We start from the raw sequence: 24,592 nt of genomic DNA on the forward strand, positions 1-24,592 counted from the left end.
GCCCACACACGGATACGGCAAAAGACGAGAGGACGAGAAGAGAAAAGATGACAGAGAATTCCGCAGTAGAAGTCGACGAGGGCGTGTTCGAATCCACCGCCGTGATCGACAACGGGAGCTACGGCACCCGCACCATCCGTTTCGAGACCGGTCGTCTCGCGCAGCAGGCCGCAGGCGCGGTCGTCGCCTACCTGGACGACGAGACCATGCTGCTGTCGGCCACCACGGCCAGCAAGCACCCCAAGGAGCACTTCGACTTCTTCCCCCTCACGGTGGACGTCGAGGAGCGCATGTACGCCGCGGGCCGCATCCCCGGCTCCTTCTTCCGTCGTGAGGGTCGTCCCTCCACGGACGCGATCCTGACCTGCCGCCTGATCGACCGGCCGCTGCGCCCGTCCTTCGTCGACGGTCTGCGCAACGAGATCCAGGTCGTCGTGACGGTCCTGAGCCTGGACCCGAAGGACCTGTACGACGTGGTGGCGATCAACGCCGCCTCGGCGTCGACGCAGATCGCGGGCCTGCCGTTCTCCGGCCCGGTCGGTGGCGTTCGTGTCGCGCTGCTCACCTCGGAGGAGAACAAGAAGGGCCAGTGGGTCGCCTTCCCGACCGTCGAGCAGCTCGAGACCGCGGTCTTCGACATGGTCGTCGCCGGCCGTATCGTCTCCGGTTCCGGTGACGACGCCGACGTCGCGATCATGATGGTCGAGGCCGAGGCGCCCGCACACGTGATCGACCTGATCGAGGGCGGCGCGCAGGCGCCGACCGAGGCGATCGTGGCCGAGGGCCTCGAGGCCGCCAAGCCGTTCATCGCGCGTCTGTGCACCGCTCAGCAGGCACTCGCCGCCAAGGCCGCCAAGCCGACCGGCGACTACCCGGTGTTCCCGGCCTACCAGGACGACGTCTTCGCCGCCGTGGAGAAGGCCGCAGCCGACAAGCTCAGCGCCGCACTGACCATCGCGGGCAAGCAGGAGCGCGACGACAAGACCGACGAGATCAAGGTCGAGGTCCTCGAGCTGGTCGCCCCGAACTTCGAGGGTCGCGAGAAGGAGATCGGCGCGGCGTTCCGCTCGCTGACCAAGAAGCTCGTGCGCCAGCGGATCCTCAAGGACCACTTCCGCATCGACGGCCGCGGCATCACGGACATCCGTTCGTTGTCGGCCGAGGTCGCGGTCATCCCGCGGGCCCACGGCTCCGCGCTGTTCGAGCGTGGCGAGACCCAGATCATGGGCGTCACCACCCTCGACATGGTCAAGATGGCGCAGCAGATCGACTCGCTGGGCCCCGAGACCAGCAAGCGTTACATGCACCACTACAACTTCCCGCCGTACTCCACCGGTGAGACCGGTCGCGTCGGCTCGCCGAAGCGTCGCGAGATCGGCCACGGCGCCCTCGCCGAGCGCGCCCTGATGCCGGTGCTGCCGAGCCAGGACGAGTTCCCGTACGCGATCCGTCAGGTCTCGGAGGCGTTGAGCTCCAACGGTTCCACCTCGATGGGTTCCGTCTGTGCCTCGACCCTGTCGCTGCTCAACGCCGGTGTGCCGCTGAAGGCTCCGGTCGCGGGCATCGCCATGGGCCTGGTCTCCGACCAGGTCGACGGTGAGACCCGGTACGTCGCGCTGACCGACATCCTCGGTGCCGAGGATGCGTTCGGCGACATGGACTTCAAGGTCGCGGGCACGAAGGACTTCGTCACGGCGCTGCAGCTGGACACGAAGCTCGACGGCATCCCGTCCAAGGTGCTGGCAGGCGCGCTCTCGCAGGCGCACGATGCCCGCACCACGATCCTCGAGGTCATGGCCGAGGCCATCGACACCCCGGACGAGATGAGCCCGTACGCCCCGCGCGTCACGGCCATCAAGGTGCCGGTGGACAAGATCGGCGAGGTCATCGGGCCCAAGGGCAAGATGATCAACTCGATCACCGAGCAGACCGGTGCGAACATCTCCATCGAGGACGACGGCACCGTGTTCGTCGGCGCCACCGATGGTCCGTCTGCGCAGGCCGCGATCGACATGATCAACGCCATCGCCAACCCGCAGCTGCCCAAGGTGGGCGAGCGTTTCCTCGGCACGGTCGTCAAGACCACCGCCTTCGGCGCGTTCGTCTCGCTGCTCCCGGGCCGCGATGGGCTGGTGCACATCTCGAAGCTGGGCAACGGCAAGCGGATCGCCAAGGTCGAGGACGTGGTCAACGTGGGCTCCAAGCTCCGCGTCGAGATCGCCGACATCGACAACCGCGGCAAGATCTCGCTGATCCCCGTCGAGGACGAGTCCTCGGCATCGGACGCGCCTGCTGACGCGGCCGCCGACGAGGCGACCGACTCGGAGTAGATCCGGCCCTATCGGCTGGTTGAACACCGGTGCTCCCGCGCGCTCGCGCGGGAGCACCGGTGTTTTCGTATCCCGCCCGGTGTGTACTGTTTGAGCCTCACACCCGCACAGCTGACGAGGACCGTAGACCCACTTCATGGCCGCACACAATCGCAGTCGAACCTCCGCACTGACGACCAGATCCGAGGACTTCGGAGTCCGACGCACCGTCCTCCCCGGCGGTCTCCGGGTGGTCACCGAGCACATGCCGGGCGTCCGTTCCGCATCGGTGGGCGTGTGGGTGGGCGTGGGGTCTCGCGACGAGCAACCGTCGGTGGCGGGCGCCGCGCACTTCCTCGAGCACCTGCTCTTCAAGTCGACGCCGACCCGAAGCGCGCTGGAGATCGCCCAGGTGGTCGACGGCATCGGCGGCGAGCTCAACGCCTTCACTTCCCGCGAGCACACCTGCTTCTACGCGCACGTGCTCGACGACGACCTGCCGCTGGCCATCGACCTGGTCAGCGATGTCGTGCTGCGGGACGCTGCCGCTCCGACGACGTCGACGTCGAGCGCCAGGTGGTGCTCGAGGAGATCTCGATGCGCGACGACGACCCCGAGGACCTGCTCGGTGACGACTTCCTGACCGCGCTCTTCGGTGACCACCCGGTGGGCCGCCCGGTGATCGGCAGCGTCGAGTCGATCGAGTCGATGTCCCGCACCCAGCTGCACTCGTTCCACGTCCGCCGGTACACGCCGCCGCGGATGGTCGTGGCGGTGGCGGGCAATGTGGACCACGACGAGACCGTCGCACTGGTGCGGCGCAGTTTCAAGGGGCACCTGACCAGGGGGCCGAAACCGGCGGAGCGGCGCGAGGGCCGGCTGCGGCTGCGCACCGTCCCCGAGCTCACCCTGCGTGGGCGCGACAGCGAGCAGGCGCACCTGTGCATGGGTGTGCGCGCATTCGGGCGGCACGAGGGTCACAGGTGGGCGCTGTCCGTGCTGAACACCGCCGTCGGTGGTGGGCTCAGTTCCCGTCTGTTCCAGGAGATCCGGGAGTCGCGCGGCCTTGCGTATTCGGTGTACTCGAGCATCGACACGTTCGCGGACAGCGGCGCGTTCTCGGTGTACGCCGGTTGCCAGCCGGAGAACCTCGGCGAGGTGACGACGGTGATCCGCGAGGTGCTCGCGAACGTTGCGGCCAACGGCATCACCGACGACGAATGCGCGCGCGCCAAGGGTTCGATCCGCGGCGGACTGGTTCTCGGCCTGGAGGATTCCGGCTCCCGGATGCACCGGATCGGCCGAAGCGAACTGAACTACGGGAACCACCGCAGCATCTCGGAGACGCTGGCACGGATAGACGAGGTCACCACCGAGGAGGTGCGTGAGGTCGCCGCGATGCTGTTGACCCGGCCGTTCGGCGCCTCGGTCGTCGGTCCCTACAAGCGCAAGAGGGACCTGCCTGCCGCCGTCCGCGGAATCGTCTGACCGCTGACGCTTCCTACGTACTGCTGAACTCGGCACACCTGTAGCCCGCGCTCGGACGCGGGCTACAGGTGACCGGGAAGCCTCTCTGTCACACGGGGATGCGTGCAGCTACAGGCCGGCGAAGAAGGCGCGGATATCGTCGATCAGCAGGTCGGGGACCTCCAGGGCGGGGAAGTGACCGCCCTTGTAGAACTCGGACCAGTGCGTGATGTTGTGCGCCTTCTCGGCGAAGCGGCGGATCGCGAAGTCGCCGTCCTTGAACACCGCGACGCCGGTGGGCACGGTGCCGCGCGGCTTGGGCGCGAACATGGCGGCGTCGTGGAAGCGCTCGTAGTAGAGGTTGGCGACACTGCCTGCGGTATCGGTGAGCCAGTAGATGCTGACGATGGTGAGCAGTCGATCCCGGTCCACGGCCATATCCGGGAGCTCGTGCGACTGGTCGGTCCACTCCTTGAACTTCTCCACGATCCAGCCCAGCTGCCCGGTCGGCGAATCTGCCAGCAGCTGCGCGATGGTGTTCGGGCGGGTGCCGTTGAGCTGCATGTACGCCGAGCCATCGTCCTGGAAGTTCTTCATGGCACCCAGACGCTGCTTCTCGGTATCGGTCAGCGCCGCCATGTCGGCCGGGTCGCCGGTCGGGAAGGTGACCAGGGCATTGGCGTGTACGCCGATCACGCGGTCGGCGAAGTCGCGGCCGATCCGCGGGCCGATGAACGCCCCGTGGTCACCGCCATGCACGCCGAAACGCTCATAGCCGAGGCGTGTCATGAGGTCGGTCATGGCGGCCGCCACCCGGCCGTCGTGCCAACCGGTTTCGGTGAGGGGGCCGGAGAAACCGTGGCCGGGGAGGGAGGGGATCACCAGGTGGAAGGCGGGCGCATCGTCGGACGGGTCGGTGAGCGGGTCGATCAGGTCGAGGAAGTCGACCACCGAGCTGGGCCAGCCGTGAATGAGCAGCAGCGGGGTGGCATCCTCGCGGGCAGAGCGAACGTGCAGGAAATGAATCTTCTGCCCGTCGATGACGGTGGTGAACTGCGGGTGCGCGTTGAGTTCGGCCTCTGCTGCGCGCCAATCGAACTTGTCGGCCCAGTAGTCGGCCAGCTCCTTCAGGTAGGCGGTGGGTACGCCGCGCTCCCAGCCGACCCCGGGGATCTCGTCGATCCAGCGGGTGCGAGCCAGGCGGTCACGCAGATCGTCGAGGTCGGCCTGTTGGATGTCGACGCGGAAGGGGCGGATCTCGGTGTTTGTCATGGCATTCACTGTTCCGGTAACGAGGGGGTCGGCGAATCATGAATCTTCGTTACTTCTGGCCGTGATGGCTCTGTATGGCTCTTTGCGGCATGATCGGTCCGGTGGTGAACCTCCCTGTCAGCAGCACCTTCGTCGGGCGGGGCGGTGAGTTGACCACATTGCTCGACGGTCAGCGGGATCCACTGGTGCACGCCGTGCTGGTGGCAGGTGAGGCCGGTATCGGGAAGTCTCGGCTGATCGGTGAGTTCACTGATCGGCTACCTGCGGGAACGCTGGTCCTGATCGGTCGATGCCCGGAGTTCGGCAACGAGGGTGTGCCGTTCGCACCGTTCATCGCCATCATGCGAACGCTGATTCGTCGGTTGGGTGCCACACGGCTCGCGGCGCTACTCCCGGCGCGCCCGGCGCTCGGCCGGTGGCTTCCCGAGCTGACCACGGAATCGAGCTCGGCAGTGGAATCCGATCGCATCCGGCTGTTCGGGGAGATCCTCACCCTGTTCGAACAGCTGGCCGCCGCCGAGCCTGTGGTGGTGGTGATCGAGGACCTGCACTGGGCCGATGACTCCAGCCGGGAACTGCTCGCCTTCCTGGTCGCCAATCTGGCTGTGACCCAGGTGTTGTTGGTGGCCACCTATCGGCCGGTCGGCGCGCCCGAGATGCGGCAGATGCTCGCCGAACTCGCACGCAATCCGGGGGTGCGAAGCATTGCGCCGACCCCGTTCACCAAGCATGAAGTGGGCCGCCAGCTCGCGGCGATACTCGGAACCGAACCCGAATCCGACATGGTGGCTAGGGTTTTCGACCGTAGTGCGGGTAATCCGCTGTTCGTCGCGGCGCTGAGCCTGTCGCCGGAGGACGCACCGGTGGAGCTCAGCGAACTACTGCTGGCCTGCCGATCAGGGCTCTCCGACGACGCTCTCGTGGTGTTGCAGGTCTCCGCCGTGGCCGGCTCGCCGGTCGGACACGAACTCCTGGAGGCCGCCGCCGAACTGCCCGAACGGGCATTGAATGCCGCGGTGCGCGAACTCATCGACCATCGGCTGCTGGTCACCGTGGATACCGGCTACGAGTTCCACCACGTCCTGCTGAAGCGGGCGGTGTACACCGATCTGCTGCCGATCGAACGGAACCGCCTGCACGCACGGCTGGCGCGCCTGCTGCAGAAATATCCGAGTCTCGTTCCGGTGGAAAGTCACAGCGCCGAGCTCGCCGAGCATGCCCTGGTGGCGGGGGAACCGGCGCTCGCGTTGGAGGCATCCTGGGCGGCGTCGGGAATCGCTGAAGTTGCAGGCGCGCACCCGGAGCGACTGAGGCACCTGGAACGGGTCCTGGAGTTGTGGGACAAAGTCCCGGAGAACGCGGAACGGCCCGTGGCCGACCGGCTCGCAGTACTCGAGCAGATCGTTGACGCCTGCTATCGCGGAGCGACGGGCGAGCGAGGCATCGATGCGGCGGACGAGGCGATCGAGGCCGTTGATGCGCAGTTGTATCCGCACCGGGTCGCGCTGTTGCGACATCGGCGGGCGGTGCTACGGAACAAGGCGGGTAAGGGCGGTCGGGACGATCTGTTGCGGGCACTGGAACTGCTACCCCCGAAGCGCCGACGCCGTTGCTCGGGGAGGTCCAGGCGGACCTGGCCGGGACCCTGGCCTTCGGTGGCCGATCGGAGGACGCCGCGCGCTGTGCCGCAGCCGCATTGGAGGTGGGTGAGCAGCTCGCCGTACCGTCGCTCATCGCGCGGGCGAATGCCTACCTCGGCTTGACGGCAACCGAAACCGAGACGGCGGTGGCACATTTCGCCGATGCGCACGCGGCGGCCGAGGATCCGCGGACCCTGCTCGAGGTGGTCACCTGGGAGTCGGCCATGCTCGTCGCGGCCGGCGACTACGAGACGGCGATTCACGCCATCCAGCAGGGACTACGGGCCGCCCACCAGACCCTACGATTCACCGAGCAGGGTCCGCTGTTGACGGTGAAGTGGGTGCAGGCGTTGCATGCACTCGGGCGTTGGGATGAGGCGGTCAACCTCGTGGACGAAACCCTGGCAGAACCCGTACCACCGCTCAGCGCCGCGGTGCTGCGGTTGAACCGTGCTGGAATCTCGTTGACGCGTGGTCATCTGGACAGGGCGGGGGCGGACGCCGATATCGCAGGGGAACTGCTCGGGGCAGCCTCTGGGCAGGACAGTACCGGCTCGAGTTGGCCGGTGTGCGTTGCCGACTCGCGCTCCAGCAGGGCTCGCACGAACAGGCGGCGACCATTCTTGCCGACGCGCTGATCGGCGAGGAGCTCGCGAGGCATCCGCGTGAAGCCTGGATGCTGCTCGTGCTCGGTGCTCGAATCCCGGAACTGACGGTGGATCTCACAGAGTTCGCGGCTGTGTTGCCGTCGCCGACGCCGGTCGGGGCCGCGTATCGCACGGTCTACGCCGCAGTCAGGAGCGGCGATTCGACGATCTGGACCGACGCGGTGCGGCAATGGCGAGCGTTGGGGGAGCGCGAAGAGGAGGCGAGGAGTCTGCTCGGCGCTGCCGAAGCCGCATTGGTGCACGGGGATCGGACCGAGGCAGGGACTGCCCTCCTGGACGCGTTGACCATCGCGACGGACCTCGATGCGGCCGCATTGGTGGATGTGGCGCAGAAGATGGCTTCCCGTGCCCGGTTGAGTCTCGGTACGCAGGCGAAGGGCGCCTCGTCCGGGCATCAGGTTTCCAGCACTCTCGGCCTGACCCCGCGCGAACTCGAGGTATTGCGTCTCGTCGCACAGGGGTTGAGCAATCGAGGCATCGCGGAGGAACTGTTCATCAGTGCCAATACCGCCGGTGTGCACGTCTCCCGCATTCTCACCAAACTCGGTGCGGCGTCCCGCACCGAGGCCGCCGCTGCGGCGCACCGGCACGGGTTGTTCCCCGCGTCGGTCCGCGGAATCGTCTGACCGGTGGCGCTCTTCCGATCGCGGCGTGTGGTGCCGCTGGCCGTCGTCACGCTCATCACCCTCGTGATGCTGTTCTCACCCGGTTCCACGGTGCCGAGCGGGCCGCCGAACATCGACAAGGTCACCCACCTGCTGATGTTCGCGGCCCTGGCCTACAGCGCGCGGTTCGCGGGTGTCGGGGTCGCGGCGGTGGTCGTCTGGGCCGGGCTCTACGCGGCGGCGTCGGAGGTCCTGCAGGGTCTGCTGCCGATCCACCGGAGCGCGTCGGTCTGGGACTGGGTCGCGGACATCGTGGGTGTGGCAGTCGGGCTGGGGATCTTCCTGGCGTGGCAGGCTGGACAGCGGAGACCGGCGACGGACGGTCGCGACGAGGAGAGGTAGCGGCATGCGGATTCGTGGTGCGGTGCTGGAGGAGATCGGTCGGGAGCGTCCGTTCGCGCAGTCGCGGCCCATCTCGATCTCGGAGCTCGAGCTCGACGGGCCCGGCCCCGGCGAGCTGCTGGTCCGCATCGAGGCGGCCGGGCTGTGCCACTCGGACCTGTCCGTGGTGGACGGGAACCGGGTACGACCCGTACCGATGCTGCTCGGTCACGAGGCCGCGGGACGCGTCGAGCGGGTCGGCGACGGCGTCAGCGACGTCAGGGTCGGTGAGCGCGTGGTGATGACCTTCCTACCGCGCTGCGGTGAGTGTGCGGGCTGTGCGACCGACGGCCGGATGCCCTGCAGCGCGGGCGGTGCCGCGAACAACGCGGGCACCCTGCTCGGCGGAGGGGAGCGGCTGCACCGCGACGGCGAGCCGGTGCACCACCATCTCGGTGTGTCCGGGTTCGCGACGCATGCGGTGGTCGACCGCCGGTCGGTGGTCCCGGTTGGCGACGACGTGCCACCCGCGGTCGCCGCGGTGCTCGGGTGCGCCGTGCTGACCGGCGGCGGCGCGGTGCTGAACGCGGCACGGACGGCGCCGGGGGATTCGATCATGGTGGTTGGCCTCGGTGGGGTGGGGATGGCCGCGATATTGACCGCGGTGTCGCTCGGCCTCGGCGAGGTGATCGGCGTCGATGCGATGCCCGAGAAGCTCGCGGTGGCAACCGAACTCGGCGCCACGCAGGTGTACACCCCGACTGAGCTGGCGGAACGCGGCGTGCGGGCATCGCTGGTGGTGGAGGCGGCGGGCAACGCGCGCGCCTTCGAGTCCGCGGTGGCGGCGACGGCCCCCGGCGGCACCACCGTCACGGTCGGGCTGCCCAGTCCCGAGGCCAGGTCCTCGGTTTCGCCGCTGTTGCTGGTCGCCGAGGCCAGGACCATCGTCGGCAGCTACCTCGGATCGGCCGTGCCCTCGAGGGACATCCCGAGGTACGCGCAGATGTGGCGCGAGGGCCGACTGCCCGTCGAGCGGCTGATCTCCTCGCAGATCACGCTCGACGACATCAATCGCGGCATGGACGAGCTGGCCGAGGGCCGGGCGATCCGTCAGGTGATCGTCTTCGACTGAGCCGGCCGCTCCGGCGCGCAAGAGGCTGTGATCTGCGTTACTGTCCAGCCGTGACAAGACCTATGAGTGCCTGGACCCTGATCCGTCGGGTCGGAACAGCGTTGATCACACTGGGCGCGTTGACATTTGCCGTCGCAGGTCCGGCGGGCGCCGGGTCGGTCGGCGATTCCGAGCCCGCGGAGGCGCCGCCAGGCGCGAACATCTGGGAGTGCAAGCCCACCGCCGATCATCCGCGTCCCGTCGTCCTGTTGCACGGCACCATGAGCAACCAGAACAGCTGGGACGGTCTCTCGCCCGAACTCGCGGCGGACGGGTACTGCGTCTTCACGCTGAACTACGGCCAGGACCCGACGAGCATGATGGGCGCGATGGGCATGTACGCGACCGGCGACATCCCGACGTCGGCCAGGCAGGTCGGTGCGTTCGTCGGTCGCGTGCTGGAGAGCACCGGCGCCGATCAGGTGGACGTCGTCGCGCATTCGCAGGGCGGGGTGGTCGCCCGCCAGTTCCTCAGGTTCGAGGGCGGTGCGAACGCCGAGCATCCGTCGCAGAACAAGGTTCGCACGCTGATCACGCTCGGCGCGACCAATCACGGCACCACGATGTCCGGGATGTCCGAGCTGGCGAAGCGGATCCCGCCGATTGTCGGTCTGGCCGAGGGCGTCGCGGGCAAGGCCTCGGTCCAGCAGCTCGTGGACAGTCCGGTGATCACCGCACTGAACTCCGGTGGTGACACCCTGCCGGGGATCGACTACACGGTCGTCGCGAGCCGGAACGACTCGATCTCCACGCCGCCAGAGGCGACCTTCCTCGCCGCGGGCCCCGGTGCCACGGTCGAGAATCTGTGGATCCAGGACCTGTGCGCCGCGGATCACTCCGACCACATCGCGCTCGCCACCTCGCCGACGGCCGGCTATATCGTCAGGAAGGCGCTGGACCCGAGCTTCTCCGCGGACCCCTGTTCCGGGAAGTAGTCGCGGCGCGGATCTCCTCGGTGGCCGCGCGAAAGGCCGGCGCGGCGTGCGAGAAATAGTCGAACAGCAGGTCGAGCTGTTCGGGGAGTATCGACTGAGGACCTCGGCCAGGCGTCGGCGGGCCGGGCCCACCACCTCGTCGACCTCGGGTAGGGCTTCCGCGACCGGTTCGATGATCACGCGCCTGCGGTCGGCGGGATCGGCTGCCCGCCGCACGTACCCGGCGCGCTCGAGACGGTCGATCAGGCGGGTGGTGGCGCCGGTGGTGAGGCCGGTCTCGGCCGCCAGCTGACCCGACGTCAGGCTGCCGTGCAGGCCGATCCTGCTCAGGGCGTGCCATTCGGAGGTGTGCAGCCCAGCCGCTTCCGCGCTGGCCAGGCCGTTGAGGCCGACGGCGTCGAGGTATTCGCGGAAGATCGCGTGCCGGTTAGCCTCGGTATCGCTTGCCATGACCGTGCATCCCTCCTAGTCTTATATCTGCACGCATGCAGATAATGATTATGTGCAGTATCTGCTCCAGTCTAACGAGGAGGAGGACGGTATGGGTACCACCGAGGATCGCGCCGCGATCGGTCAGGTCATCGATGCACTGGTCGACGCGTGGGGGCGCCACGACGCCGATGCCTACGGCGCGCAGTTCACCGACGATGCCACCTACGTCACCTATGTCGGCACCTACTACCGGGGCCGCGCCGACATCGTCGAGAGTCATCGGGTGCTGTTCGACAAGTTCGTCAAGGGAACCCGCCTGGCGGACCAGGTGCTCGAGGTCAGGTTCCTCGGCGCGGACGCCGCCGTGGTCACCGGCCGCGGCGACACCTTCAAGGGAGATCCTCCCGCGAAGCTCGGCAAGGTCCAGACGTACGCGATGGTCCGCGAGGCCGACGGGCGGTGGCGGATCGCGGCGTTTCACAACACCAAGCGCAGGCCGTTGATGGAGCGGATCTCGTTCCGGACGGCGCCCGGTCTGGTGCCCGCGGCGGATCGGTAGCGCCGCGCGCGCCGCGGGTGCGATTGCGTAGGCTTCCTTCGAGAGTCAACGTGATAGACGGAGAGTGAATCGAGTGACGATGATCCGGGTCGGTGTTCTGGGTGCCAGCGGCAAGGTCGGCCGCGCTATCTGCGAGGCCGTTGAGGCCGCGCCCGATCTGGAACTCGTCGCGCAGGTCGACCAGGGCGATCGGATCGAGACGTTCGTCGACACCCGCACGCAGGTCGTTGTCGATTTCACCCACCCCGATGTGGTGATGGGGAACCTGGAGTTCCTTGTCGCCAACCGCATCCATGCGGTCGTCGGGACCACCGGCTTCGACGACGCCAGGCTGGCCACCGTGCAGTCCTGGCTGGTGCAGAACCCCGAGGTGGGCGTGCTGATCGCACCGAACTTCGCCATCGGCGCGGTGCTGTCGATGCGGTTCGCCGAGCAGGCCGCGCGATTCTTCGACTCGGTCGAGGTCATCGAACTGCACCACCCGAACAAGGCGGACGCTCCGTCGGGCACCGCCTACCGCACCGCCGCGTTGATCGCGGCGGCACGCGAGAAGGCCGGCCGCGGGCCGAGCCCGGACGCGACCTCCACCGAGCTCGAGGGTGCGCGCGGCGCCGACGTGAACGGGGTCAGGGTTCACTCGGTCCGTCTCGCGGGACTCGTTGCGCACCAGGAGGTTCTGCTCGGAACCCAGGGTGAGACGCTGACCATCCGGCACGATTCGATCGACCGCAACTCCTTCGCGCCCGGCGTTCTGCTCGGTGTCCGGGAGATCGCGGGTCGTCCGGGGCTCACCGTCGGCATCGACCCCCTGCTCGACCTGTGAAGAACGGCACCACCAAGGTCGTCGTCACCATCGCGGCGATCGTCCTCGCGCTCGGCTTCTACTTCGTGCTGCTCGGCCAGCGCGGCCTCGACCTGATCCGGGAGGGGGAGTCGCGCCGATCGGGCTGGGAATCGGCGTGTTGCTGCTGCCGGTGCTGGGAGTCTGGATCGTGGTGGTGACGCTGCGCGCCGGGTTTCAGCACCAGCACCTCGCGCAGCGCATCGCGGACGAGGGCCTCGAGCTCGACGTGTCGGAGCTGCCGAAGCGGCCCTCCGGCCGCGTCGACAGGGACGCCGCGGATCAGCTTTTCGCACAGGTGAAGTCGGAGTGGGAGGCCGATCCGGACAACTGGCGCAACTCCTACCGGCTCGCGCGGGCGTACGACTACGCGGGCGATCGCGGCCGGGCCCGCGACACCATGCGCCGGGCCGTCGCGCTGGAGCAGGCCGAGCGGGAGCAGGGCTGACCCGCACCGCCGGTCCCGCCTCGGCCGTACTCTGGACCACGTGACGGACGAGCGCAGGCAGCCAACCCTTTTGGTCGTGCACCACACGCCCTCGCCCGCTACCCGCGAATTGCTCGAATCGGTACTCGGCGGTGCCAATGACCCGGAGATCGAGGGTGTCACCGTGCGTTCGCTGCCTGCGCTCGGGGCCACAATCCCGGATGTGCTGGGTGCGGACGGCTACGTCTTCGGCACCTCGGCGAACTTCGGCTACATGTCGGGGGCACTCAAGCACTTCTTCGACACCGTCTACTACCCGTGCCTCGACGCCGTCGCGGGCCGCCCGTACGGGCTGTGGGTGCACGGCAACAACGACACCGCAGGGGCGGTGCGGTCGGTGGACAAGATCGTCGCCGGGCTCGCGCTGACGAAGGTGGCCCAGACGGTGGAGGTAACGGACGGGATCGATGCCCGCGCCCGCGAACTCTGTTACGAGCTGGGGGCGACCGTCGCGGTGACGCTGGCGGAATCCCGGGGCTGAACCGGAAGGCGCCGCTGCGGAATCGATCGGATGTCGGACCCCGATGGCAGGGTGGGGACATGCTCGAGATGACGGCCGCGGCCGCCAGGCGAACCGCGCTGGCCGCACAGGGGTTCGCCGACACCCGCCCGACCGCCGCGCCCACCCGCAGGCACCTGCTCAAGGCCGTCGGTAGGACCTCGCTGCTGCAGATCGATTCGGTCTCGGTGGCCGTGCGGGCGCACTACATGCCGGTGTTCAGCCGGATCGGCGCCTACGACCGGGGTCTCCTGGACGACGCCGCGTGGCGGCACACCGCCGCGAAGCCCCGTGCGCTGGTCGAGTATTGGGCCCACGAGGCGGCGCTGATCCCGGTGGGGACTGGCCGCTGCTGCGCTGGCGGATGCGCGCCTACGAGGGCGGTCGCTGGGAGGGGGAGCGCAAGGTGCTCGAGCGGAACCCGGCCCTGATTCGCGACGTCCTCGACGTGATCTCGGCGGTCGGGTCGGCGAGCGCGGGCGACATCGAGCGGCACCTCGAGATCGACCGCGGTCGCAAGGCCGGGCCGTGGTGGGATCGCAGTGATACGAAGGTCATCTGCGAGCAGCTCTTCGCGGCGGGTGCACTGTCGGTGGACAGGCGGGTCGGCTTCGTCCGGCGCTACGACCTCGCCGACCGGGTGCTCCCGGCCGGCGTCGTGTCCAGCCGGATCGACGACGGGGACGCGGTGCGCGAACTGATCCGTCGCGCCGCGCGGTCGCTCGGCGTCGGGACGGAGCCGGACCTGCGCGACTACTACCGGCTCTCGCGGGCCCAGGCCGCCACCGCGATCGCGGACCTGGTGGACGAGGGGACCCTGGTCCCGGTGACCGTGCGCGGCTGGGGAGTACCCGCCTACCACCACGTCGAGGCGCGGACGCCGCGCCGGATCACCGGAGCGGCGTTGCTGTGCCCGTTCGACCCGCTGGTGTTCTTCCGCCCGCGGACCGAACGGATCTTCGACTTCCACTACCGGCTCGAGATCTACACACCCCAGCACAAGCGGGTGCACGGGTACTACGTGTTCCCGTTCCTGCTCGACGGCGAGTTGGTCGCCCGCGTGGATCTCAAGGCCGACCGCGGGGCCGACGCCCTCCAGGTGCTCGGTGCCTTCGCGGAGGGCGAGCGCGGGGACGGGCGCGTGGTGGAGTCGCTGGCCTCGTCGCTGCGCGAGATGGCGGACTGGCTCGGGCTCTCGGACGTCAGGGTCGGTGAGCGCGGCGATCTCGCCGCCGCGCTCGCCGACCGGGTCTGATCACCCGGATCGGATCCGGTTGTCGGTCAGAGCGTTTCGACGAACTTCGTGAGACCCTTCGAGGCCGTTTCGAGGGCGATCTTCTGGCCGCGCTTGACGATGAACCCGGGCATCGGGATCTTCAGGTCGACGGTCAGATCGAAGGTCACATTCGTGCCGTCGCCGTCCGCGACGAGCGTGTACGAGCCGTCCTGGGTCTTCTGCTGGTCGCTTTCCACGAGGGTCCAGCTCACCTTCTCGTCGCCGACCCACTGGTAGTCCACGACCTGCTCGTCGTTGACGCCCAGCACCGAGACCTTCATGCGCACGCGCAGCGGACGGCCGTCGGGGTGGGTGCTCTCGACGATCACCGACTTGTGCGAGGACGACCACTCCGGTACCCGTTCCACCGCGACGATTGCCTCCATCACCTTGGCCGGATCGGCCTTGATGTGGAATTCCTTGTTGCCTGACACGGCCATCGAGCCCACCCCTTAATGCGATTGCGTCCAAACTCAGTGCGTCATTACATCACTCCGGGACCGTCCTGGGTTGCGGACGCGCGTCCAGCTCATTCCTCCGGACGCCTGCCCTTGCGCACCTGGTCCCGCAGTGCCCCCTGGACGGCCTGCGACACCCAGGAGTTCAGCGACATCCCGTTCTGGGATGCGGCCTCCTCCGCGCGTGACTTCATCTGATCCACCAGGCGCAGGGTCACCCGGGAGATGTCACCTGTGACGTCATCAACGGCGTCATTGATGTAGTCGCTCGTCGTGCTCTCGCCGCGCGGCCCGGATCCGGGCCGCGCACGGCGAGCCACCTCGACATGCGTTCGATCGCCGTCGAGTCGCACGTGCACCGTCCGGTCGCCGAGCGCGGTCGACACCTCCGCCGCCAGGTCGGAGAGCGCGGACAGCAGCATCAATCGCGCCGAGTTCTCGGCCGCGACGGCCAGCGCCTCGGCGATTCGCTTGGTGTTCTCGTCGCCGAGGGCGGCCGCCGCGATCAGGTCGTCGCGCAGGGTGGTGGTGTACTCCGACAGTTCCATGACGTCATTGTGACGTCATAATTGACGTCGGTCAAGGTGCCGTGGCGTCAGGCGAGCAGCTTCGCCTTCAGTGCGGCGATGTCGGCGTCGGTCAGGCCGAGGCCCTGGTGCACGTAGTTGTCGAAGCTGCTGTAGCGCTCGTCGGCGGTGGCGAAGGCGTTGTCGAGCCATTCCTGCTTGACGCCGTCGAGCATCGCGGTGGGGCTGGTTGCGTCGACCCCGCGGTAGACGTTGCTGAGCATGAAGTCGGCGTTCACCGTCGCGCGGTCGACACCGAGGATCGTCAGCAGCACCGCCGCGGTCCAGCCGGTCCTGTCCTTGCCCGCGCTGCAGTGGAAGAGCACCGAGCCGTCGGTGTCGCGGATGTCGCGGAGCACGGCGGCGAAGGCCTCGTTGGCGCCGGGGCCGGTGATGAAGGCGCGGTACGCCGAGTTCAGGTCGACCAGCGTGGTGACGGGTGAGGCGCCGAGCACGTCGTACCAGTTGGCCTTGGCGCCCGCGGGCACGAGGTCGGGCTGCAGGGCCCGCTCGTAGACGGTGCGCAGGTCGTCGACGGCCTTGACGTTGCGGCCCTCGAGCTTGGTGAGGTCGGCGGGGGACAGCTTGTTCAGCGCATCGGTGCGGAAGACGAGCCCGGTCTTGACCGTGCGGCCGTCGACGGTGGTGTATCCGCCGACGTCGCGGGCGTTCTTGGCGCCGTCGAGGTGCAGGGACCGGTCGAAGGTGGGCTGCTCGACAGCGGCCGGCGCCGAGGCGAGGGCGGTGCCTGCGGCGGAACCGACGAAGATCGAGGTTCCGACGGCGAGGGCGGCGACCGCGCGCAGGACGCGGGCGCGGTTCATGGTGAGGGCCACGAGGTGTCTCCATCAGGGGTGGGCGCGGATCACGGAGCGGTGATCCAAGACGTTCGGACACTGGAGTTGGTACACCGTTCAGGTGAACGCGAGGAGTCGCGCCGATAGGGTGCGGTGATTCGGCGAGCAGGACTCAGCAGGGCGAGCAGGACCAGGAAGGAACGCAGTGCGGCAAGCGGTGTCTCTGAAAGTGCAACTCATCGCGAAGACGGAGTTCGCCCCACCGGCGGACGTGCCGTGGGAGACCGATGCCGACGGCGGCGAGGCGCTCGTCGAGTTCGCCGGTCGGGCCTGCTATCAGAGTTGGTCGAAGCCGAACCCGCGAACCGCGACCAACGCCGGCTACCTGCGTCACCTGCTCGAGGTCGGGCACCTGTCGGTCCTCGAACACGGCAGCGTGAGCTTCTACGTCACGGGGATCTCGCGGTCCTGCACGCACGAGCTGATCCGGCATCGGCACCTGTCGTACTCGCAGCTCTCGCAGCGATCGGTCACCGAGCGGGACGCCAATGTCGTGGTGCCACCCGCCGTGGTCGGCGACCCCGAGCTCGAAGCGCTGTTCATCGCGGCGACCGATGCCAGCCGCGCCGCCTACGTGGAACTGCTCGAGGCGCTCGAGGCCAAGCTCGCGCACGTCCCGAACGGGTCCCTGCGGGCGCGCCAGGCTCGGCAGGCGGCGAGGTCCGTGCTGCCCAATGCGACCGAGACCCGGGTGGTCGTCACCGGCAACTACCGCGCCTGGCGGCATTTCATCGCGATGCGTGCCTCCGAGCATGCCGACGTGGAGATTCGCAGCCTGGCAATCGAATGCCTTCGTCAGCTCACGGAGGCAGCGCCGAATGTGTTCGGAGACTTCGAGATCGCGACACTGCCGGACGGCACCGAGGTCGCGGTGAGCGAGTTCGACAACCGCGACTGAGCGGGGCGATTCGGCACGGGCACTGCGGTGTTCAATCTTCACCTGCCCACCGGGTAACCTTCTGACCATGACCAACGGTGAATCCGCCCCCGTCGAGCATCCGTTCGGCACCATCCTGACCGCGATGGTGACCCCGTTTACCGGCGACGGGAAGCTGGACGTCGATGCGGGCGTTCGGCTGGCGACGCACCTCGTCGACGGCGGCTGCGACGGGTTGGTGCTCGCGGGCACCACCGGTGAATCTCCCACCACCACGGAGAACGAGAAGCTCGAGCTGATGCGCGCGGTCATCGACGCCGTCGGCAGCCGGGCCCGGATCATCGCGGGCGCGGGCAGCAACGACACCGCACACAGCGTCGAGCTGGCGCGTGACGCCGCTCGGGCGGGTGCGCACGGACTGCTCGTCGTCACCCCGTACTACTCGAAGCCGCCGCAGGCAGGCCTGCTGGCGCATTTCACCGCGGTCGCCGACGCGACGGACCTGCCCGTGATGCTGTACGACATCCCGCCGCGCTCGGTGGTGCCGATCGAGACAGAGACGATCTACCGGCTCGCCGAGCACCCGAGGATCCTGGCGGTCAAGGACGCGAAGGGCGACCTGAACGCGGGCGCGGAGCTGATCGCGAACACGGACCTGCAGTTCTTCTCCGGCGACGACCCGCTGAACCTGCCGTGGCTCTCCGTAGGAGCCACCGGTTTCGTCAGCGTGATCGGTCACCTCGTCCCTGGGCGCCTGCGCGAGCTGCGTGATGCGTTCCTGGCGGGCGACAACGACCGCGCCCGCGAGATCAACGTGAGCCTGCTCCCGCTGATCCGTTCGCTCGGCATGCTCGGTGGCGTCTCGGCCTCGAAGGCCGGGCTGCGACTGCAGGGCATCGACGTCGGTGACCCACGATTGCCACAGGTGCCGCCAAGCCCGGAACAGGTCGAGGTCCTCGCGGCCGACCTGCGCGCGGCAGGGGTGCTGTCATGACCCGCCCGCCGCGTCGTCGCAGCGCCAGCCGTCAGGCCGGCCCCCGGCCCCCGCCGCGGCTCCCGAGGCAGCCCCGAAGCAGCAGGCGCCCGCCCCGCAGCAGCAGCAGGCACCCGCGCCGGCCGCCGAACAGCCGCAGCAGCAGGCACCGGCCGAGTCGGCACCGGCGGCGCAGGAGCAGGCACCCAAGCGTCGCCGCGGTGGCGCGAAGTCCCAGGGCGGCGCCGCCGCCAAGTCGCAGGGTGGCAACGCCCCCAAGTCCCGTTCGCAGGGCGGTTCGGGACGTCCGCAGCGGCAGCCCAAGAACGCGGGCGGCGCGCAGCGCCCGGACGGCCGTGTCGGGGTCGACCCGACCGAACGGCTCGGCCTCCCGCCGAAGGCGCCCCGTAACGGCCTGCGGGTCGTCGCGCTCGGCGGCATCGGTGAGATCGGCCGCAACATGACGGTCTTCGAGCACAAGGGCAAGATCCTCATCGTCGACTGCGGCGTCCTCTTCCCCGAGGACCAGCAGCCCGGCGTCGACCTGATCCTCCCGGACTTCGCGTACATCGAGGACCGGATGGCGGACGTCGAGGCCGTGGTGCTCACGCACGGTCACGAGGACCACATCGGCGCGATCCCGTTCCTGCTGCGCCTGCGCCCGGACCTGCCGGTCATCGGCTCGAAGTTCACCCTCGCGCTGGTCGCCGCCAAGTGCCGCGAGCACCGGCAGCGGCCGAACCTGATCGAGGTCATCGAGGGTCAGCGCACCACGCACGGCCCGTTCGAGTGCGAGTACTTCGCCGTCAACCACTCGATTCCGGACGCCATCGCCATCGCGATCCGCACCGACGCAGGCGTCGTGCTGCACACCGGCGACATCAAGCTGGACCAGCTGCCGCTCGACGGCCGCCTGACCGACCTCGCGGGCTTCTCGCGGCTCGGCGACGAGGGCGTCGACCTGTTCCTGGTGGACTCCACCAACGCCGAGGTGCCCGGCTTCGTCACTCCCGAGCGGGAGATCGGCGGCGTCCTGGACAACGTCATCGGCAAGGCCAAGCAGCGCGTCATCGTCGCGTCGTTCGCCAGCCACGTGCACCGCATCCAGCAGGTGGTGGACGTCGCGGTGCGGTACAACCGCCGGATCGCATTCGTCGGCCGGTCCATGGTCCGCAACATGCAGATCGCCCAGGACCTCGGTTATCTGTCCGTTCCCGACGGGGTCGTCGTCGACGTCGACACCGCGGCGAACCTGCCCGACGACCGGCTGGTGCTCATTTCCACCGGCTCGCAGGGCGAACCGCTCTCCGCGCTGTCCCGGATGGCCCGCGGCGAGCACCGGCAGATCAACGTCCGCGCGAACGACCTCGTGGTCCTCGCGTCCTCGCTGATCCCCGGCAACGAGAACTCGGTGTTCGCGGTGGTCAACGGCCTCGCCAAGCGCGGCGCCACCGTCGTCACCCAGCAGAGCGCGAAGGTGCACGTCTCCGGTCACGCCTCGGCGGGCGAGCTGCTGTATCTGTACAACGCGGTGCGGCCGACCAACGCGATGCCCGTGCACGGCGAGTGGCGGCACCTGCGGGCCAACGCGGCGCTGGCCAAGGCCACCGGTGTCCCGGAGGAGCGCATCGTGCTCGCCGAGGACGGCGTCGTGGTGGACATGGTCGACGGACTCGCGGAGATCGTTGGCCGGGTCCCGGTCGGCATGGTCTACGTGGACGGGAACTCCGTCGGCGACGTCGGCGACTCGACCCTCTCGGACCGGCTGGTGCTCGGCGAGGGTGGATTCATCTCGATCTCGCTGGCCGTGGACACGCACACCGGCAAGGCCGTCAGCACCCCCGAGGTGCACGGGCGCGGCTTCTCCGACGACCCGGCGGCGCTCAAGGAGGCCGCGGTGCTCGTCGAGGCGGAGCTCGCCCGACTCGCGGCCGAGGGCATCACCGACACCCATCGGATCGCACAGGCGGTTCGGCGCGTTGTCGGTCGCTGGGTGGCGGACAAGTACCGGCGTCGGCCGATGATCGTGCCGACCGTCATCGGCGTTTAGCCCGCCGCGCCACCACACCTCGTGACGGCCGGCCCGGTTCGATCACTGGGCCGGCCCGCGCGGGGCGTCAGAACAGTAGTCGCCACAGTCCGATCAGGCCGACGACGACGATGACGGCGCGGAGCGCCGTCGGGGACAGGTGTCGGCCGTACCTGGCGCCGACGGCTCCACCGATGAGCGATCCGACGGCGATGAGTCCCGCTGCGGCCCAACTGATCCGGTCGAAGGCCACCAGGGTGTACGCGGTGGCGGCGACGACGTTGACCAGCAGCGAGAGCAGGTTCTTCGCGGCGTTCATCCGTTGCATCGACTCCGGCAGCAGGGCGCCCATCACGCCAACCAGCAGGATTCCCTGTGCGGCCGTGAAGTAGCCGCCGTACACCCCGACCGCGAAGGTGCCCGCGGTCAGCGCAGCCATCCGACCAGGCCCGACGTGCTCGGCGTTCCGGCCCTGCGCCTCCGCGCGCTCGCGGGCCCAGGTCTGGATCCGTGGACCGGCGACCACCAGGATAAGTGCGAGTGCCAACAGCACCGGCACGATCGTGACGAACGCCTTCTCGGGCAGGTGTAGCAGCAGCCAGGCGCCGAGGCCCGCTCCCGCCAGCGATGCCGGGATCTGCCAGCGCAGCCGGTCCCACTGGCCACGGAGTTCGCGGCGGTATCCCCAGGTACTCGACACGCCACCAGCAACGAGGCCGACCGCATTCGACATCGTCGCGACCACAGGCGGATAGCCGAACGCGACCAGGGTGGGAAAGGTGATCAGGGTTCCCGAGCCGACGAGGGCGTTGATCGCGCCCGCGCCGAATCCGGCGAGGGCGATGACGATCATCTCGGTGATGGGCACCGGAGGGACGGTACTGGGTGCGTGTCAGCGCGCGGACGGGCCCGCGCGGCAGTAGCGTTGCGGGCATGAAGCTGGCCCATGACGAGCGTCTCGCGCTCGTGGTCACGATGGCCGAGTTCGGGCCCGACGCGCCAACGCTGTGCGGCGAGTGGACCGTCCGGGATCTGGCTGCCCACCTGGTGCTCCGCGAACGACGCCCCGACGCGGCCGCGGGCATCATGGTCTCCGCCCTGTCCGGGTACACCGAGCGGGTGCAGGCGTCGATCGCCAGCGGATCCTTCGAGGACCTGCTCGAGCAGATCAGGACGGGCCCGCCAGTGTGGTCGCTGATGCGGCCCTTCGACGAGCAGCTGAACATGGCCGAGATGTTCGTCCACCACGAGGACGTGCGGCGCGGTGGTCCGGACTGGGAGCCCCGGACCCTCGATCCGGCCTGGTCGGGTCCGCTGTGGACGCTGGCCCGGCGGATGGGCAGGCGCGCTTATCGAGGGGCGTCCTGCTCGGTCGTGCTGGAGCGCCCGGACGGAGGACGGGCCACGGTGCGCAGCGCGGGCGGCGAGACGGTGGTGCTGCGCGGCGACCCCGCGGAACTCGCCCTGCACGCCTTCGGGCGCGACGCGGTCCGACTCGAGGCCACCGGCTCCGATCAGGCCGTCCGGGGTGTGATGTCGCTCGATCGCGGCATCTAGAAGCCCTGTTGCGGGTGTTGCGGATGGTCCTGATGGGGCCTCAGCGACTAACCTGACGTGCATGGCAGGTAAGACCGGGACCAGAACTACCAAGAGCGCGTCATCCTCGCCGCGGTCCTCCGCGAACTCGGGATCGTCGGCGTCGGGTGGTTCGAAGGCGCGGTCGGGCGGCCGGACCACCAAGACGGTGACCACCCCGCGCAAGCCGACGGCGCCGCGCAGCAACGCACAGGCGGCGAGGCGCAAGCCGGCCGCGAAGGCGCCGGTGAGCCCGCTCAAGGCCGCAGGGCGAGGGTTGGGCCGCGGCTGGGCCTTGATGGCGCGCGGCGTCGGCGCGACGACGAGGACGGTCAGCAAGGCCGCCGACATCGAGCCGGGACACCGCAGGGACGGAATCGCGCTCGGCCTCGTCGCGGGCAGCGTGATCGTCGCGGCCGCCATGTGGTTCGCCGCCGGTGGCCCGGTCGGGGACTGGATCGAGACCGGGGTGCGGGCGCTGTTCGGTGGCGCGGGCGCGGTCCTGCCGATCATCGCGGGCGCGATCGCGGTGGTGCTGATGCGTTCGGAACCGCACCCGGAGGTCCGGCCACGGTTGATCCTCGGTTCGCTGCTGATCGGCTTGCCCGCGCTTGGGGTGTGGCACGTCATCAGCGGGGCGCCCGTCGATGCGGAGGGCAGGGCCGGGGCGGCGGGGTTCCTCGGGTACGTCATCGGTGGACCGCTGACCGACGGCCTCACCATGTGGCTCTCGATCCCGCTGCTGATCCTGGCGATGGGGTTCGGGGTCCTGCTGGTCACCGGCACCACCGTCCGTGAGGTGCCGGAACGGCTGAGGGCGCTGTTCGGCGTGCACGGTCACGCCGACGAGTACGAGCCGTACGACCCGGAGGACGGCTACGACCACGACGAGCAGGGGTACGACGACCTCGAGGACCTGCGAAACCTGCGTCCGGCGCGCCGATCACGTCGGTCGAGCCAGGACCCGTCTGACTTCGACCCGACCCTGTTCGACGCCGACGGCTACCCGGTGGACGAGCGGGTGGGGCCCGCCGCGAACTATCCGGTCGAGGAGACCGCGAACGAGGCGGTCACCGAGGTCATCGCGGCGCCGCCCGCCGCGCCTGCGCCCCCTGCCCGACCGCGACCGAAGCCGAAGCCGACCCCCGCCCCGGCCGCGGCCGAGGACACGACGCCCGCGATGCTGATCCCGGACCGTGTCATCGAGGGCGATTACACGTTGCCGCCGACGTCGCTGCTGATCGAGGGCGATCCGCCGAAGACCCGCAGCTCGGCCAACGACACCATGATCGAGGCCATCACCGAGGTGCTCGAGCAGTTCAAGATCGACGCCGCGGTCACGGGTTTCACCCGCGGACCGACGGTCACCCGATACGAGGTGGAGCTCGGCCCCGGCGTCAAGGTCGAGAAGATCACCGCCCTGGCCCGCAACATCGCGTATGCCGTTGCGACCGACAACGTCCGGTTGCTTGCGCCGATCCCCGGCAAGTCCGCGGTGGGCATCGAGGTACCGAACTCGGACCGGGAGATGGTGCGCCTGGCGGACGTGCTGTCGGCGCCGTCGACCCGGAAGGATCACCACCCGTTGGTGATCGGTCTCGGCAAGGACATCGAGGGCAATTTCGTCAGCGCCAACCTGGCGAAGATGCCGCACCTGCTGGTGGCGGGTTCGACGGGCTCCGGTAAGTCCAGCTTCGTGAACTCCATGCTGGTCTCCCTGCTCGCCAGGGCCACCCCGGACGAGGTGCGGATGATCCTGATCGACCCGAAGATGGTCGAACTGACCCCGTACGAGGGCATCCCGCACCTGATCACGCCGATCATCACCCAGCCGAAGAAGGCGGCGGCCGCGCTGGCGTGGCTGGTCGAGGAGATGGAGCAGCGCTACCAGGACATGCAGGCCAACAAGGTCCGGCACGTCGACGACTTCAACAAGAAGGTCCGCTCCGGGGAGATCACCGCACCGCTCGGCAGCGAGCGCGTGTACCGGCCGTACCCGTACATCCTGGCCATCGTCGACGAGCTGGCGGACCTGATGATGACCGCGCCGAGGGACGTGGAGGAGGCGATCGTCCGGATCACGCAGAAGGCGCGCGCTGCGGGCATCCATCTGGTGCTCGCCACCCAGCGCCCGTCGGTGGACGTGGTCACCGGACTGATCAAGACGAACGTGCCCTCCCGCCTTGCGTTCGCGACATCCTCGCTCACGGACTCGCGGGTCATCCTCGACCAGCCGGGCGCAGAGAAGCTGATCGGTATGGGCGACGCGCTGTTCCTGCCGATGGGGGCAGGCAAGCCGACTCGTCTGCAGGGCGCCTTCATCACCGACGAAGAGATCTCCGCGATCGTCGACTTCTCCAAGAATCAGGCCGAGCCCGAGTACACCGAGGGCGTCACGGCCTCGAAGGCGGCGGACAAGAAGGACGTCGATCCCGACATCGGCGACGACATGGACGTGCTGCTGCAGGCCGTCGAGCTGGTGGTCACCAGCCAGTTCGGGTCGACCTCCATGCTGCAGCGCAAGCTCCGGGTCGGCTTCGCCAAGGCGGGTCGACTGATGGACCTGATGGAGACCAGGGGAGTGGTCGGCCCCAGCGAGGGCTCCAAGGCACGCGACGTGCTGATCAAGCCGGACGAGCTGGACGGGCTGCTGTGGTCGATCCGTGGTGGGGACCCGGAGTCCGAGCCGGAGGACTGAGTCGGGCCAGCGCCTGA

At 68.9% G+C, this 24,592-nt stretch carries 20 protein-coding genes and 4 pseudogenes; 18 read left to right on the forward strand and 6 right to left on the reverse strand.

Annotated features, from left to right (window positions below; all coding sequences use genetic code 11):
* The first annotated feature begins 47 nt into the window (after positions 1-47).
* The gene (locus BTZ20_RS10645; protein WP_077041338.1) at positions 48-2,330 is read left to right on the forward strand and encodes a polyribonucleotide nucleotidyltransferase; all 2,283 of its coding nucleotides are present in this window, start codon (positions 48-50) and stop codon (positions 2,328-2,330) included.
* Between the two features lie 136 nt (positions 2,331-2,466).
* A pseudogene (locus tag BTZ20_RS10650) lies at positions 2,467-3,797 on the forward strand (M16 family metallopeptidase).
* A gap of 108 nt (positions 3,798-3,905) precedes the next feature.
* Here the strand turns inward: BTZ20_RS10650 and BTZ20_RS10655 are convergent.
* Positions 3,906-5,048 carry an epoxide hydrolase family protein gene (locus tag BTZ20_RS10655; RefSeq protein ID WP_077041339.1) on the reverse strand — a complete coding sequence of 381 codons (1,143 nt, stop codon included), beginning with the start codon at positions 5,046-5,048 and terminating at the stop codon, positions 3,906-3,908.
* A gap of 101 nt (positions 5,049-5,149) precedes the next feature.
* Between BTZ20_RS10655 and BTZ20_RS10660 the strand changes: the two genes are divergently transcribed.
* The 6 genes from BTZ20_RS10660 to BTZ20_RS10685 all read left to right on the forward strand — a co-directional run bounded on the left by BTZ20_RS10660 (position 5,150) and on the right by BTZ20_RS10685 (position 10,448).
* Positions 5,150-6,811 carry an ATP-binding protein gene (locus BTZ20_RS10660; RefSeq protein WP_189636630.1) on the forward strand — a complete coding sequence of 554 codons (1,662 nt, stop codon included), beginning with the start codon at positions 5,150-5,152 and terminating at the stop codon, positions 6,809-6,811.
* The gene (locus tag BTZ20_RS10665) at positions 6,751-7,326 is read left to right on the forward strand and encodes a hypothetical protein (protein WP_145982272.1); all 576 of its coding nucleotides are present in this window, start codon (positions 6,751-6,753) and stop codon (positions 7,324-7,326) included. Before BTZ20_RS10660 ends, BTZ20_RS10665 begins: the two co-directional genes overlap by 61 nt.
* Positions 7,257-7,982 (forward strand): LuxR C-terminal-related transcriptional regulator, encoded by a 726-nt coding sequence (locus BTZ20_RS29415; protein WP_077041342.1) that lies wholly within the window; start codon positions 7,257-7,259, stop codon positions 7,980-7,982. Before BTZ20_RS10665 ends, BTZ20_RS29415 begins: the two co-directional genes overlap by 70 nt.
* A gap of 3 nt (positions 7,983-7,985) precedes the next feature.
* Positions 7,986-8,363, forward strand: coding sequence for a VanZ family protein (locus BTZ20_RS10675; RefSeq protein ID WP_411269123.1), 378 nt, complete (start codon positions 7,986-7,988; stop codon positions 8,361-8,363).
* Between the two features lie 4 nt (positions 8,364-8,367).
* Positions 8,368-9,474 carry an alcohol dehydrogenase catalytic domain-containing protein gene (locus BTZ20_RS10680; protein ID WP_077041343.1) on the forward strand — a complete coding sequence of 369 codons (1,107 nt, stop codon included), beginning with the start codon at positions 8,368-8,370 and terminating at the stop codon, positions 9,472-9,474.
* 119 nt (positions 9,475-9,593) lie between these two features.
* The gene (locus BTZ20_RS10685; protein WP_223263718.1) at positions 9,594-10,448 is read left to right on the forward strand and encodes an esterase/lipase family protein; all 855 of its coding nucleotides are present in this window, start codon (positions 9,594-9,596) and stop codon (positions 10,446-10,448) included.
* A gap of 237 nt (positions 10,449-10,685) precedes the next feature.
* Here BTZ20_RS10685 and BTZ20_RS27975 read toward each other — a convergent pair.
* A pseudogene (locus BTZ20_RS27975) lies at positions 10,686-10,898 on the reverse strand (MarR family transcriptional regulator); the annotation flags it as partial.
* Positions 10,899-10,989: 91 nt separating this feature from the next.
* On the opposite strand from BTZ20_RS27975, the gene BTZ20_RS10695 reads away from it, so the two are divergent.
* From BTZ20_RS10695 to BTZ20_RS10715, 5 genes and pseudogenes are all read left to right on the forward strand, one after another.
* Positions 10,990-11,439 (forward strand): SgcJ/EcaC family oxidoreductase, encoded by a 450-nt coding sequence (locus BTZ20_RS10695; protein ID WP_077041345.1) that lies wholly within the window; start codon positions 10,990-10,992, stop codon positions 11,437-11,439.
* Between the two features lie 79 nt (positions 11,440-11,518).
* On the forward strand, positions 11,519-12,262 hold the full coding sequence (gene dapB / locus BTZ20_RS10700; RefSeq protein WP_077043621.1) for a 4-hydroxy-tetrahydrodipicolinate reductase: 744 nt from the start codon (positions 11,519-11,521) through the stop codon (positions 12,260-12,262).
* Positions 12,259-12,728 (forward strand): annotated as a pseudogene (locus BTZ20_RS10705) (hypothetical protein). Before dapB ends, BTZ20_RS10705 begins: the two are co-directional and overlap by 4 nt.
* Positions 12,729-12,768: 40 nt before the next feature.
* Entirely contained in the window at positions 12,769-13,248 is a 480-nt protein-coding gene (locus tag BTZ20_RS10710) for a flavodoxin family protein (RefSeq protein ID WP_077041346.1), read from the forward strand.
* Between the two features lie 59 nt (positions 13,249-13,307).
* Positions 13,308-14,521: pseudogene (locus BTZ20_RS10715) on the forward strand (winged helix-turn-helix domain-containing protein).
* A gap of 26 nt (positions 14,522-14,547) precedes the next feature.
* On the opposite strand, the gene BTZ20_RS10720 reads toward BTZ20_RS10715, so the two are convergent.
* The 3 genes from BTZ20_RS10720 to BTZ20_RS10730 form a co-directional block, all read right to left on the reverse strand.
* On the reverse strand, positions 14,548-14,982 hold the full coding sequence (locus tag BTZ20_RS10720) for an SRPBCC family protein (protein ID WP_077041347.1): 435 nt from the start codon (positions 14,980-14,982) through the stop codon (positions 14,548-14,550).
* Between the two features lie 89 nt (positions 14,983-15,071).
* The gene (locus BTZ20_RS10725) at positions 15,072-15,548 is read right to left on the reverse strand and encodes a toxin-antitoxin system HicB family antitoxin (RefSeq protein WP_077041348.1); all 477 of its coding nucleotides are present in this window, start codon (positions 15,546-15,548) and stop codon (positions 15,072-15,074) included.
* A 47-nt stretch (positions 15,549-15,595) separates the two neighbouring features.
* Entirely contained in the window at positions 15,596-16,402 is an 807-nt protein-coding gene (locus BTZ20_RS10730; RefSeq protein ID WP_223263719.1) for a tyrosine-protein phosphatase, read from the reverse strand.
* A gap of 166 nt (positions 16,403-16,568) precedes the next feature.
* On the opposite strand from BTZ20_RS10730, the gene thyX reads away from it, so the two are divergent.
* The 3 genes from thyX to BTZ20_RS10745 all read left to right on the forward strand — a co-directional run bounded on the left by thyX (position 16,569) and on the right by BTZ20_RS10745 (position 20,323).
* A complete protein-coding gene (thyX, locus tag BTZ20_RS10735) occupies positions 16,569-17,321 on the forward strand; it encodes an FAD-dependent thymidylate synthase (RefSeq protein ID WP_077041349.1) in 753 nt (250 codons plus the stop codon).
* Between the two features lie 67 nt (positions 17,322-17,388).
* Positions 17,389-18,294: a 4-hydroxy-tetrahydrodipicolinate synthase gene (dapA, locus tag BTZ20_RS10740; RefSeq protein WP_077041350.1), complete on the forward strand. Its 906-nt coding sequence runs from the start codon at positions 17,389-17,391 to the stop codon at positions 18,292-18,294.
* On the forward strand, positions 18,206-20,323 hold the full coding sequence (locus BTZ20_RS10745) for a ribonuclease J (RefSeq protein WP_317616087.1): 2,118 nt from the start codon (positions 18,206-18,208) through the stop codon (positions 20,321-20,323). Before dapA ends, BTZ20_RS10745 begins: the two co-directional genes overlap by 89 nt.
* Before the next feature lie 67 nt (positions 20,324-20,390).
* On the opposite strand, the gene BTZ20_RS10750 is transcribed toward BTZ20_RS10745, so the two are convergent.
* On the reverse strand, positions 20,391-21,155 hold the full coding sequence (locus BTZ20_RS10750) for a sulfite exporter TauE/SafE family protein (RefSeq protein ID WP_083742918.1): 765 nt from the start codon (positions 21,153-21,155) through the stop codon (positions 20,391-20,393).
* An 80-nt stretch (positions 21,156-21,235) separates the two neighbouring features.
* Here BTZ20_RS10750 and BTZ20_RS10755 point away from each other — a divergent pair, with 80 nt between their 5' ends.
* Together BTZ20_RS10755 and BTZ20_RS10760 are read left to right on the forward strand one after the other, a co-directional pair.
* A complete protein-coding gene (locus tag BTZ20_RS10755) occupies positions 21,236-21,859 on the forward strand; it encodes a TIGR03085 family metal-binding protein (protein WP_077041352.1) in 624 nt (207 codons plus the stop codon).
* A 61-nt stretch (positions 21,860-21,920) separates the two neighbouring features.
* Positions 21,921-24,575, forward strand: coding sequence for a DNA translocase FtsK (locus BTZ20_RS10760; RefSeq protein ID WP_189636631.1), 2,655 nt, complete (start codon positions 21,921-21,923; stop codon positions 24,573-24,575).
* Positions 24,576-24,592 lie beyond the last annotated feature (17 nt).

Origin of the sequence: Rhodococcus sp. MTM3W5.2 (genome assembly GCF_001984015.1) — a bacterium.
Classification (GTDB): domain Bacteria; phylum Actinomycetota; class Actinomycetes; order Mycobacteriales; family Mycobacteriaceae; genus Rhodococcus_G; species Rhodococcus_G oryzae.